Origin of the sequence: Pseudomonas sp. RW409 (assembly GCF_003184125.1) — a bacterium.
GTDB lineage: Bacteria > Pseudomonadota > Gammaproteobacteria > Pseudomonadales > Pseudomonadaceae > Aquipseudomonas > Aquipseudomonas chlororaphis_I.
In genome coordinates this window covers 58,589-71,292 of the sequence record NZ_QHHP01000042.1, presented here as the reverse complement: position 1 = coordinate 71,292, position 12,704 = coordinate 58,589, and the positions used below count along the sequence as shown (strand labels likewise).

At 63.9% G+C, this 12,704-nt stretch carries 9 protein-coding genes; all 9 read left to right on the top strand.

The genetic code is table 11. From position 1 onward, the window contains the following. Nucleotides 1-13 precede the first annotated feature (13 nt). The 9 genes from panB (at nucleotide 14) to DK261_RS27335 (ending at nucleotide 12,668) form a co-directional block, all read left to right on the top strand. Entirely contained in the window at nucleotides 14-814 is an 801-nt protein-coding gene (gene panB, locus DK261_RS27375) for a 3-methyl-2-oxobutanoate hydroxymethyltransferase (protein ID WP_016703666.1), read from the top strand. Next, complete coding sequence (panC, locus tag DK261_RS27370) at nucleotides 811-1,665, top strand: pantoate--beta-alanine ligase (RefSeq protein WP_110177029.1); 855 nt, start codon at nucleotides 811-813, stop codon at nucleotides 1,663-1,665. The genes panB and panC overlap by 4 nt, the downstream gene beginning before the upstream one ends. Nucleotides 1,666-1,774: 109 nt before the next feature. Further along, a complete protein-coding gene (panD, locus tag DK261_RS27365) occupies nucleotides 1,775-2,155 on the top strand; it encodes an aspartate 1-decarboxylase (protein ID WP_007924662.1) in 381 nt (126 codons plus the stop codon). A 239-nt stretch (nucleotides 2,156-2,394) separates the two neighbouring features. Further along, on the top strand, nucleotides 2,395-4,059 hold the full coding sequence (gene pgi / locus DK261_RS27360) for a glucose-6-phosphate isomerase (protein ID WP_009050900.1): 1,665 nt from the start codon (nucleotides 2,395-2,397) through the stop codon (nucleotides 4,057-4,059). A gap of 172 nt (nucleotides 4,060-4,231) precedes the next feature. After that, nucleotides 4,232-6,169: an acetate--CoA ligase gene (gene acs / locus DK261_RS27355; protein ID WP_053269947.1), complete on the top strand. Its 1,938-nt coding sequence runs from the start codon at nucleotides 4,232-4,234 to the stop codon at nucleotides 6,167-6,169. Nucleotides 6,170-6,208: 39 nt separating this feature from the next. Continuing rightward, nucleotides 6,209-7,075: an oxygenase MpaB family protein gene (locus tag DK261_RS27350; RefSeq protein WP_009050902.1), complete on the top strand. Its 867-nt coding sequence runs from the start codon at nucleotides 6,209-6,211 to the stop codon at nucleotides 7,073-7,075. A 151-nt stretch (nucleotides 7,076-7,226) separates the two neighbouring features. Further along, nucleotides 7,227-8,405: an acetyl-CoA C-acetyltransferase gene (locus tag DK261_RS27345; protein WP_110176206.1), complete on the top strand. Its 1,179-nt coding sequence runs from the start codon at nucleotides 7,227-7,229 to the stop codon at nucleotides 8,403-8,405. Between the two features lie 214 nt (nucleotides 8,406-8,619). Further along, nucleotides 8,620-9,636 (top strand): class I SAM-dependent rRNA methyltransferase, encoded by a 1,017-nt coding sequence (locus DK261_RS27340; RefSeq protein WP_016703669.1) that lies wholly within the window; start codon nucleotides 8,620-8,622, stop codon nucleotides 9,634-9,636. Nucleotides 9,637-9,749: 113 nt separating this feature from the next. Beyond that, on the top strand, nucleotides 9,750-12,668 hold the full coding sequence (locus tag DK261_RS27335; protein WP_177411736.1) for a DUF748 domain-containing protein: 2,919 nt from the start codon (nucleotides 9,750-9,752) through the stop codon (nucleotides 12,666-12,668). Nucleotides 12,669-12,704 lie beyond the last annotated feature (36 nt).

Below are 12,704 nucleotides of genomic sequence, written 5' to 3'. Positions count from 1 at the left end.
AGGACCCTTTTTCATGCCAGACATCACCCTGACCACCCTGCAAGGCCTCAAGCAGAAAGGTGAGAAAATCACCATGCTGACCTGCTATGACGCGACCTTCGCCCACACCTGTTGCCAGGCCGGCGTTGAAGTACTGCTGGTGGGCGACTCCCTCGGCATGGTCTTGCAAGGGCACGACAGCACACTGCCAGTCACTACCGACGAGATGGCCTACCACGTCGCCGCAGTCAAACGCGGCAACAGTGGCGCCCTGATCCTCGCCGACCTGCCGTTCATGGCCTACGCCACCACCGAACAGGCCCTGAACAACAGCGCCCAGTTGATGCAGGCCGGTGCGCACATGATCAAGGTCGAAGGCGCGTTGTGGCTGGCCGAATCCATCCGCCTGCTGGCCGAGCGCGGTATCCCGGTCTGCGCCCACATGGGCCTGACCCCGCAATCGGTGAACATCCTCGGCGGCTACAAGGTTCAGGGACGTAACGAAAACCAGGCCCGGCAGATGCGTGCCGACGCCATCGCCCTGGAAGCGGCCGGCGCGGCGATGCTGCTGCTCGAATGCGTGCCGAGCGAACTGGCGGCGGAAATCACCCAGGCGGTGAATATTCCGGTAATCGGCATCGGTGCCGGCAGCGCCACCGACGGTCAGGTGCTGGTTCTGCACGACATGCTGGGCCTGTCCCTGAGCGGTCGCGCACCGAAGTTCGTGAAGAACTTCATGGCCGGCCAGGAAAGCATCCAGGCCGCCCTGAGCGCCTATGTCAGTGAGGTCAAGGCCGTGACCTTCCCAGGCGCCGAACACGGGTTTTCTGCATGAATACTGTAAAAACCGTACGTGAACTGCGTGCCGCCGTGGCCCGTGCCCGCAGCGAGGGCAAGCGCATCGGCTTCGTGCCAACCATGGGCAACCTGCACAGCGGTCATGCCGCCCTGGTGACCAAGGCGGCCCAGCGAGTGGATTTCGTGGTGGCGAGCATCTTCGTCAACCCGCTGCAATTCGGCGCCGGCGAAGACCTCGACAAGTACCCGCGAACCCTGGCCGCCGACCAGGAAAAGCTCCTGCAAGCCGGTTGCCATCTGCTGTTCGCCCCTAGCGTCGAAGAGATGTACCCCGACGGCATGGACGGCCAGACCCGGGTCAGCGTGCCGCAACTCTCCGAAGGCCTGTGCGGCGCCAGCCGTCCCGGGCATTTCGAAGGGGTGGCCACGGTGGTCAGCAAGCTGTTCAACATGGTGCAGCCGGACCTTGCGGTCTTCGGCCAGAAGGACTTCCAGCAACTGGCGGTGATCCGTGCCCTGGTGCATGACCTGAACATGCCGATCCAGATCATCGGCGAGCCCACCGTGCGCGCCGCCGACGGCCTCGCGCTGTCGTCGCGCAACGGCTACCTGAGCGAAGAACAACGTGCCATCGCCCCGGCGATCTATCGTGGCCTGACCCAGATCGCCCAGGCCATCAGCCAGGGTGAGCGGGACTATCCAAAGCTGCTGGACGAACAGAAACAAGTGCTCGAAGCCGCCGGCTTCCGCCCGGATTACCTGGAAATCCGCCACGCCCGGACCCTGCGCCCGGCCACCGCGCAAGACCGCGACCTGGTGATTCTGGCGGCGGCCTATCTGGGCGCTACCCGCCTGATCGACAACCTGCATCTGGACCTCGACGCCTAGGTCCCAAAGGCCGATTGCCCGAAGCCCGACCTTCGGGCAAACTGCCGCCGCCCGGGGCCTGCAGCGATGCTGCGGGCCCTGTTCAAGGATCCGACCGAGAGAACCACTCATGCACGCCATCATGCTCAAGGCCAAGCTGCATCGCGCCGAAGTCACCCACGCTGTGCTCGACTACGAAGGCTCCTGCGCCATCGACGGCGAATGGCTGGACTTGTCCGGTATCCGTGAGTACGAACAGATCCAGATCTACAACGTCGACAATGGCGAACGCTTCACCACCTACGCCATTCGTGGCGAGGAAGGCTCGCGCATGATCTCGGTCAACGGCGCCGCCGCGCACAAGGCCAAGGTTGGCGACCGGGTGATCATCTGCGCTTACGCTCACTACAGCGAAGCCGAACTGCTCAACTTCAAGCCGCGCATGCTCTATATGGCGCCGGGCAACGAGCTGAGCCACACCAGCCATGCCATTCCGGTTCAGGTCGCCTGAGCCCCAGTCATTCTCACCCCTGAAATCCTGCTCGTTGCGCGGCTCTGAGGCGCCGGTATAAAAAAGTACCGGCCGCAGGTCAGACAAAGCCAAGACAGATCAGCACGCGAGAGTTACTGTAATCGCCCTGCGTGCTTAATCGTGTCAGCGCAGGTTTGACCGAACGTTATTCTTCAAGCAGGACGTTCCGGGCTTTTCAGTGTCCAACAGGCAGTTCAAGTAAAAGGAAAACCGCAGCGATGGCGTACTACCGCACTCCTCACGACGTTACCGCTCTGCCCGCCTGGCAAGCGTTGAATGACCACCGCCAAGCCATGCAGGATTTCAGCATGCGCGAGGCCTTCAATGCCGACCCGCAGCGCTTTCATCAATTCAGCCTCAGCGGCTGTGGGCTTTTTCTCGATTACTCGAAGAACCTGATCACCCCCGAAACCCGCAACCTGCTGGTGGGCCTGGCCAATGAAGCCGGTCTGCAGGATGCGATCAAGGCGCTGTTCGCCGGTGAGCTGGTCAACTCTTCCGAAGGCCGTCCGGCCCTGCACACCGCCCTGCGCCGTCCAGTGGGCGACAAGCTGTCGGTCAACGGCGTCAACGTGATGCCGGAAGTGCACAAGGTGCTGAACCAGATCACCGAACTGGTCGGGCGCATCCATGACGGCCTGTGGCGCGGCTACACCGAGAAGCCGATCACCGACGTGGTCAACATCGGCATCGGCGGTTCGTTCCTCGGCCCCGAGCTGGTGTCCGAAGCCCTGTTGTCCTACGCCCAGAAAGGCGTGCGTTGCCATTACCTGGCCAATATCGACGGCAGCGAATTCCACGAACTGTCGTCGAAGATCCGCGCCGAAACCACGCTGTTCATCGTCTCGTCGAAATCCTTCAACACCCTGGAAACCCTGAAGAACGCCCAGGCCGCACGCGCCTGGTACCTGGCTCAGGGCGGCTCCGAGGCCGAGCTGTATCGCCACTTCATCGCGGTATCGAGCAACAACGCCGCCGCCGTGGCCTTCGGCATCCGCGAAGAGAACATCTTCCCGATGTGGGACTGGGTCGGCGGTCGTTATTCGCTGTGGTCGGCCATCGGCCTGCCGATCGCCCTGGCCATCGGCATGTCCAACTTCAAGGAACTGCTGTCCGGCGCCTACACCATGGACCAGCACTTCCAGACCGCGCCGTTCGAGCAGAACATGCCGGTCCTCCTGGCCCTGCTGGGCGTGTGGTACGGCAATTTCTGGGGCGCGCAAAGCCACGCGATCCTGCCGTACGACCACTACCTGCGCAACATCACCAAGCACTTGCAGCAGCTGGACATGGAATCCAACGGCAAGAGCGTGCGCCAGGACGGCACGCCGGTTTCCACCGACACCGGTCCGGTGATCTGGGGTGGCGTGGGCTGCAACGGTCAGCACGCGTATCACCAACTGTTGCACCAGGGCACCCAGCTGATCCCGGCCGACTTCATCGTGCCGATCGTCAGCTTCAACCCGGTCGCCGACCATCACCAGTGGCTGTACGCCAACTGCCTGTCGCAAAGCCAGGCGCTGATGCTCGGCAAGACCCGCGCCGAAGCCGAGGCCGAGCTGCGTGAAAAAGGCATGAGCGAGGCCGAAGTCCAGAAGCTGGCACCGCACAAGGTGATCCCGGGCAACCGTCCGAGCAACACCCTGGTGGTCGAGCGCATCAGCCCGCGCCGCCTGGGCGCGCTGGTGGCGATGTACGAACACAAGGTTTTCGTGCAGAGCGTGATCTGGGGCATCAACGCCTTCGACCAATGGGGCGTGGAGCTGGGCAAAGAGCTGGGCAAGGGCGTCTACAACCGCCTGGTCGGCAGCGAAGAAACCCCGGCCGAGGATGCTTCGACCCAGGGCCTGATCAACTACTTCCGCGGTCGCCACCGCGGCTGATAGCCCGCTGAAATCCCCCTTCGCGAACCGGCCCGCTGCTACGCAAACCCCATCCATTGCGTAGCGGCGGGCCGATTTGCGATCGGTCGCCCAAGACCGCCCTCCCCTTGAACCCCTTCCGATCAAGGCGCATCTTTATTACTTGTCGCTAAAACAAGAATAAGGAACCGTCATGTTCGATATCAGCATGTTCCCCCAAGCCGATGCCGTCCGCCGGGCTGCGCAATTGAGTCAGGACGACTACCAGCGGCTGTACCGCGAATCCATCGAGCACCCCAGCACCTTCTGGGCCGAACAGGCCACCCGCTTTCTCGACTGGAGCGCCCCCTGGCAAACCGTGCAGCGCTATGACCTGAAAACCGGCGCCGCCAGCTGGTTCGCCGGCGGCCAGTTGAACGTCAGCTACAACTGCATCGACCGCCACCTGGAAAAACGCGGCGATCAGGTGGCGATCATCTGGGAAGGCGACGACCCCGCCGAGTCGCTGCAAATCACCTACAAAAAACTCCATCACTACGTCTGCCGCCTGGCCAACGTCCTGAAAAGCCGCGGCGTGAAAAAAGGCGACCGGGTCTGCATCTACATGCCGATGATTCCCGAGGCGGCCTACGCCATGCTCGCCTGCACCCGTATCGGCGCAGTGCACTCGGTGGTCTTTGGCGGATTCTCTCCGGACGCGCTGCGTGACCGCATTCTCGATGCCGACTGCCGCACTGTGATCACCGCTGACGAAGGGGTACGCGGCGGCAAGTTCGTGCCCTTGAAAAACAACGTCGACAAGGCCCTGCAAAGCTGCCCGAACGTCAGCACGGTGGTGGTGGTCGAGCGCACCCAGAACCCGGTGAACTGGGTCGAAGGCCGCGACCTCTGGTATCACCAGGCCCTGCGCGGCGTCGAAGACGACTGCCCGCCGCAACCGATGGACGCCGAAGACCCGCTGTTCATCCTCTACACCTCCGGCAGCACCGGCAAACCCAAAGGCGTGCTGCACACCACCGGCGGCTACTTGCTGCAAGCGGCGATGACCTTCAAATACGTACTGGACTACCGCGAAGGCGAAGTCTTCTGGTGCACCGCCGATGTCGGCTGGGTCACCGGCCACAGTTACATCGTCTACGGCCCGCTGGCCAATGGCGCGACCAGCCTGATCTTCGAGGGCGTGCCCAGCTACCCAAGCAGCTCGCGCTTCTGGGAAGTCATCGACAAGCACCGGGTGAACATCTTCTACACCGCCCCCACCGCCTTGCGCGCACTGATGCGCGAAGGCCCCGAGCCGCTGCAGCACACCTCGCGCAGCAGCCTGCGCCTGCTGGGCAGTGTCGGCGAGCCGATCAACCCGGAAGCCTGGGAGTGGTATTTCAATAGCGTCGGCGAGCAGCGCTGCCCGATTGTCGATACCTGGTGGCAGACCGAAACCGGCGGCATCATGCTCAGCCCGCTGGTCAGCGCCAGCCACATCAAGCCGGGCTGCGCTACCCGCCCGATGTTCGGTGTGCAGCCGGTGCTGCTGGACGAGCACGGCAAGGAAATCAGCGGCGCCGGCAGCGGCATCCTGGCGATCAAGGCCAGTTGGCCGGCGCAGATCCGCAGTGTCTACGGCGACCCGCAGCGCATGGTCGAGACCTATTTCAAACCCTACCCGGGCTACTACTTCACCGGCGACGGCGCGCGGCGCGATGAAGACGGCGATTACTGGATCACCGGACGCATCGACGACGTGATCAACGTCTCCGGGCATCGCATCGGTACCGCCGAGGTCGAGAGCGCCCTGGTCCTGCATGACAGCATCGCCGAGGCCGCGGTGGTCGGTTATCCCCATGACCTCAAGGGCCAGGGCATCTATGCCTTTGTCACCCCGATGAACGGCGTCGAGCCCAGCGGCGAGTTGAAGAAGGAGCTGTTGAGCCTGGTCAGCCGCGAGATCGGCAGTTTCGCCAAGCCGGAGTTGATCCAGTGGGCGCCGGCCTTGCCGAAAACCCGCTCGGGCAAGATCATGCGGCGTATCCTGCGCAAGATCGCCTGCAACGAACTCGACAGCCTGGGCGATACCTCGACCCTGGCCGACCCGAGCGTGGTCGAGGGCCTGATCGATAAACGCCTGAACCTCTGAGCGAGGCCTCGGGCCTCAACCAAGGAACAGCCAAGCGGTATGGAATTCATTCGCAGTCGTATCGAAACCCAGGTGATGAGCCTGGGTGGCCTGTCACTGGGTCAGCTCGACCTGGACAACCCCAAGGGCGACCCGGGCCTGTTCGGTCCGGACGCTATCTGCTGGCAGGTACATGGCGATTTCAGCAGCATGCTGATCGGCGGCATCAGCGCCTTGTTGATGCAGGCCCTGCACCCGCTGGCCCTGGCCGGGGTCTGGGATCACTCGAATTTCCGGGAAGACATGATCGGGCGCCTGCGGCGTACCGCACAGTTCATTTCCGGCACCACCTTCGGCTCGCGGCAGGATGCCGAATGGCTGATCGACAAGGTGCGCACCATTCACCTGCAGATCGTCGGCCACGCGCCAGACGGCCGGCCCTATGCCGCCAGCGATCCGCAGTTGCTGACCTGGGTGCATGTGGCCGAGGTCAGCAGCTTTCTGGCGGCGCATCTGCGCTATCGCAATCCGCAGCTGTCGCCTGCCGACCAGGACCGTTACTACGGGGAAGTCGCGCTGATCGCCGAGCGTCTTGGCGCCAGTGATGTGCCGCGCTCGCGCCGGGCCGTGGCGGCTTACCTGGCCGGGATGCGCCCCCAGTTGCTTTGCGATGAACGCAGCCGCGAAGTGCTGCGTTTGCTCTTGGCGGCACCTGCCCCAAGCCGCCTGGCCAAGCCATTCGGCTCGTTGATGATGCAGGCCGGCATCGACCTGCTGCCCGACTGGGCCAGCGACATGCTGGGCGTCAACCAGGGTCTGCTGCAACGCCAGCTGATCCGCGCCAGCGTCAACCGCAGTGCGCCGATGCTGCGCTGGGCGGTGCGCAATGGCTCGATACATCGCGCACGCCGGCGCATGGGCCTGTAATACCCGACCGGGCGAACAGAACGCGACCCATCGGTTCGCGATTGGCGGCGTCGCGACCTTCTATGCAACCATGATTTTCCAAGTTCTCGCGCATCGGTCCCCTGTCCATAGCCACCGACCGATGCCGCCCATAGCAATGAGGATTCGCGCCATGCAAGACGTCGTAATCGTTGCCGCCACCCGCACCGCGGTCGGCAGTTTCCAGGGTTCGCTGGCCAATATCCCCGCGGTCGATCTCGGCGCCGCGGTGATCCGCCAGCTGCTGGCCCAGACCGGCCTGGACGGCGCCCAGGTCGATGAAGTGATCATGGGCCAGGTGCTCACCGCCGGCGCCGGGCAGAACCCCGCACGCCAGGCCGCGATCAAGGCCGGCCTGCCCCACGCCGTGCCGGCGCTGACCCTGAACAAGGTCTGCGGCTCCGGCCTCAAGGCCCTGCACCTGGGCGCCCAGGCGATCCGCTGCGGCGACGCCGAGGTGATCATCGCCGGCGGCCAGGAGAACATGAGCCTGGCCAACTACGTGTTGCCCGGCGCCCGCACCGGCCTGCGCATGGGCCACAGCCAGATGATCGACAGCATGATCAGCGACGGTCTGTGGGACGCCTTCAACGACTACCACATGGGCATCACCGCCGAGAACCTGGTGGACAAATACGGCATCAGCCGCGAAGCCCAGGACGCCTTTGCCGCCGCCTCGCAGCAGAAGGCCGTGGCCGCCATCGAGGGCGGGCGTTTTGTCGATGAGATCACCCCGATCCTGATTCCCCAGCGCAAGGGCGACCCTGTGGCCTTCGCCACCGACGAGCAGCCGCGCGCCGGCACCACCGCCGAATCCCTGGGCAAGCTCAAGCCAGCCTTCAAGAAAGACGGCACGGTCACCGCCGGCAACGCCTCGTCGCTGAACGACGGCGCTGCCGCGGTGATCCTGATGAGCGCCGCCAAGGCCAAGGCCCTGGGCCTGCCGGTGCTGGCGAAGATCGCCGCCTACGCCAACGCCGGCGTCGACCCGGCGATCATGGGCATCGGCCCGGTGTCGGCCACCCGTCGCTGCCTGGACAAGGCCGGCTGGTCCCTGGAGCAACTGGACCTGATCGAAGCCAACGAAGCCTTCGCCGCCCAGTCGCTGTCGGTGGGCAAGGAACTGGGTTGGGATGCGAGCAAGGTCAACGTCAACGGCGGCGCCATCGCCCTCGGCCACCCGATCGGCGCCTCGGGCTGCCGGGTGCTGGTGACCCTGCTGCACGAAATGCTCAAGCGCGATGCCAAGAAAGGCCTGGCGACCTTGTGCATCGGTGGCGGCCAGGGCGTGGCATTGGCCATCGAACGCTAAGCCCATCTGTAGGAGCGGCCGGTCGACGCTCGATTGCCCGCGAAAGAAACGTCATGACACCTCAGTGTTACAGACATGACGCGTCATCGTTGACGATTTATCGCGGGCAAGCCTCGCTCCTACAGAACCATGCCCCACTCCTCGACCGGCCGTGCCTACAGGGGGTTGCCGAAGCTGGTAAACTGCCCCGCCCAATCATCCGCAAGGCGCCCGCATGTCTTCCTTGAATCAGGCGCTGCGCGCCGCCCTCGATCATCGCCAGGACCTGCTCGCCGAGCTGCATCAACAAGGCACCGACTGCTATCGGCTGTTCCATGGCAGCCAGGAAGGCGCCGGGGGCCTGACCATCGACCGTTACGGCCCACAGCTGCTGGTGCAGAGTTTTCACCAGACGCTGGAACGCGAGGCCTTGCTGCAATTGCACGAGACCGTCCAGAAGCAGCTGGGCCTGGACACCCTGCTGGTCTACAACGACCGCTCCCGGGGCAATTCACGCATCGACCGCGAAGACCCGGTTTACCGCGCCGAAGAACAGGCGCTGCAAGACCTGGTCGGCCACGAATGGGGCTTGAACTATCGGGTACGCGGTCGCCATGCCGGCCAGGACCCGCTGCTGTTTCTCGACCTGCGCAACGCCCGTGGCTGGGTCAAGGCCCACAGCGCCGGCAAGAGTGTGCTGAACCTGTTCGCCTATACCTGCGGCGTCGGCCTGAGTGCCGCGGCAGGTGGCGCCCGCGAGGTGTGCAACCTGGACTTCGCCGAGGGCAACCTGGCGGTCGGCCGCGAGAACGGCCAGCTCAATCCGCAATTGCCGGCCATGCAGTTCGTGCAATCGGATTACTTCCCGGCGATCCGGCAACTGGCCGGCCTGCCTATCACCCAGCGCCGTGGGCAAAAGCTGCCCGGCTACCCACGCCTGGAACAGCGCCAGTACGACCTGGTACTGCTCGACCCGCCGGCCTGGGCCAAGAGTGCATTCGGCACCGTCGACCTGCTGCGTGACTATCAGAGCCTGCTCAAGCCGGCCCTGCTGGCTACCGCCGACAATGGCGTGCTGATCTGCTGCAACAACCTGGCGAAAGTCACCCTGGACGACTGGCGCGAACAGGTGCTGCGCTGCGCCGAAAAAGCCGGGCGCCCGGTACGCGAATGGCAGGTGCTGACACCCGGTCGCGACTTCCCCTCCATGGACCAGCAACCGCCGCTCAAGACCCTGATCCTGCATCTCTGATCTCCCGCGAGGAATCTGAACAATCCTGTTTGCGACAGTCATGGGATTGTTTCGGAACCGGAAACGCATGCCATACTCCAACGCACTTCCGATTCAGATAGATGAAGCCTCGCATGTCCAAAGGATTGATCCGCGCTATCGGCGCCTTGTTGACCGCTCTCGCCCTGTACAGCCTGCTGGGCTTTCTGATTTTGCCGGGCATCGCCCTGCGGGTGGCCAATCAACAGTTGGCCAACTACGCGACGGTACCGGCAAAGATCCAGCGCATCGAACTCAACCCGTTCAGCCTCGAACTGACGCTCTGGGGCCTGAACATCGGTGAGCCGGGCAAGGAGCAGGTGGCCTTCGAGCGTCTCTACGCCAACCTGCAACTGGACAGCCTCTGGACCCGCGCGCTGCACCTGGCCGATATCGAGCTGGACAAACCCAAGAGCGAGATCCTGTTCGCCAAAGACGGCAAGCTCAACCTGCTGGGCCTGTTCAACCTGCCCGCCAGCGAACCGACTCCGGACGACCCCGAGGCCAAGCCGTTCCCGCTGCGTATCGAGCGCATCAAACTGGCGGGCGGTTATGTGCACTTCCAGGACACGCGGCCCAGCGAGCCCATCGATTTCCTCTACGACAAACTCGATCTCGAGCTGAAGAACCTCAGCACCCTGCCCGATGACAGTGCCGACATGACTCTGGTCGCCGCGGGCCCCGCGGGCGGTCAGATCGATTGGAGCGGTAATTTCAGCCTGACCCCGATCGCCTCCGAAGGCACCCTGAAAGTCACCGACGGCCAGATGAAAGCCTGGTGGCCCTATGTCCGCGATGCCTTGCCCCTGGTCCTCGAAGACGGCGTGCTGAACCTCAACACCCGCTACAAGCTGAACCTGTCCAAGGAAACCGAACTGCTGCTCAGCGATGCTTCGGTAAGCGTCGCGCCTTTTGCCATCAAGACCCCGGACGGTCGGCCACTGGCCCGCCTGGAGCGCCTGGACGTCAGTGAGACCACGGTCGACCTGGCCAAGCAGCAAGTGGTGGTCGGCAAGATCCGCAGCCAGAAACTGGAAACCTGGGCAGCCCTGGAAGCCGATGGCCAACTGGACTGGCAGAAACTGTTCGCCAGCCAGCCGGCCAAACCGGCGGCCAAGCCCGCTCCGGCCGCCGCCGATAGCCCGCAGCCGGCGCCCCCGGCGCCAGGCAAACCCTGGCAGGTGCTGCTCAAGGACGTGCAACTGCGCAATTACCAGGTGCACCTGGCGGACCGCCAGGCCAAGCCGGCGGTGGCGCTGGAGGTCGGGCCGCTGAACGTCGACGTGCAGAACTTCGACAGCCTCAACCAGTCGCCCTTCAACCTCAAGCTCGACACCGGGGTGGGCAAGCAGGGCAAGATCCTCGCCAGCGGTGTGGTCAACCTGCAACCGGTCACCGCCAAGCTGGCGGTGCAGACCAAGGACATCGACCTGCGGGTCGCGCAGTCCTACATCAGCCCGTTCATTCGCCTGGAGCTGCGCAGCGGCATGCTCGGCAGCGACCTGGCGGTGGACCTGAAAAACATCGATCCCCTGACATTCAGCGTGACCGGCCGCGCCCAGGTCGACCAGTTGCACACCCTGGACACCCTGAAAACCCGCGACTTCGTGAAATGGCAGCAACTGGTGCTCGAAGGCCTGAACTATCAGCACGGCGACAGCCTGACGATCAACAAGGTCAACCTGCTGCAGCCCTATGCGCGCTTCATGATCAACGATGACCGCACCACCAACATCGATGACTTGCTGATCCCGCAACCGGCCGACAGCGCACCGAAAAGTGCCGCCAAGCCGGCCGCCAAGGAAAAACCCCTGGGCATCCATATCGGCCAGATCGCCATCAACGATGGTTCGGCCAACTTCGCCGACTTCAGCCTGACCCCCAACTTCGCCACGGCCGTCCAGCAACTCAACGGCCAGATCGGCACCATCGACAGCCGCCAGGCCAAACCGGCCAGTGTCGATATCAAGGGTAAGGTCGATCGTTATGCGCCGGTCACCATCAAGGGCAGCGTGAACCCGTTCGATCCAATGGCCGCGCTGGACATCGCCACCAGTTTCAAACGCGTCGAACTGACCACCCTGACCCCCTACTCCGGCAAGTTCGCCGGCTACCGTATCCGCAAGGGCCGGCTCAACCTCGACCTGCACTACGTCATCACCAACGGCCAGCTCAAGGCCGAAAACAAAGTGGTGGTCGAACAACTGGAGCTGGGGGAAAAAGTCGACAGCCCGGATGCCGTGAGCCTGCCCCTGAAACTGGCGGTCGCCCTGCTCAAGGATGTCGACGGCAAGATCTCCATCGAACTGCCGGTGACCGGCGACCTCAACAACCCGCAATTCAGCGTCATGCCGATTGTCTGGCAGACCCTGCGCAACCTGATCGTCAAGGCTGCCGCCGCGCCCTTCAAACTGATTGGCGGGCTGGTCGCGGGCAGTGGTTCGGAAGACCTGGGCAGCGTCTCGTTCGCCCCGGGCTCGAGCGAGTTGAGCCCGGAATCGGAAGCGGCGCTGGTCAAGCTGTCCAACGCGCTCAAGGAGCGTCCGGCCCTGCGCCTGGAGATCGAAGGTACCGCCGCGCAGAGCAGCGATGGCCCGCTGATCGCCGAGCAACGCCTGGAGCGGGAATACCAGTACAACTACTACAAGATGCTCCAGCGTCGCGGCGACAAGGTGCCGGCCCAGGCATCCTTGCTGAAGGTGCCGGAAGGCGAGAAAGGTCCGCTGCTGGAAGGCATCTATCGCACGCGCCTCAAGACCCAGCCACCGGCCGAATGGAAGGATCTGGGCAAGGAAGAACGCACCGCGAAAATGCGTGAAGGCGTGATCCAGTTCTGGAGTGGCAGCGATGCGCTGTTGCGCCAGCTGGGCCAGGAACGGGCCAGCAGCATCAAGGACTTCCTGGTGGACAAGGGCCAACTGGCGGACGACCGGGTCTACTTCATCGACGCCAACCTCGGCCAGGCCGAAAGCGACGGTCGGGTCATTACCCCCATGCACCTGGACGCCGAATAACCACCCTCCCCGCCGACCCGGAAACGGGTCGGCCCT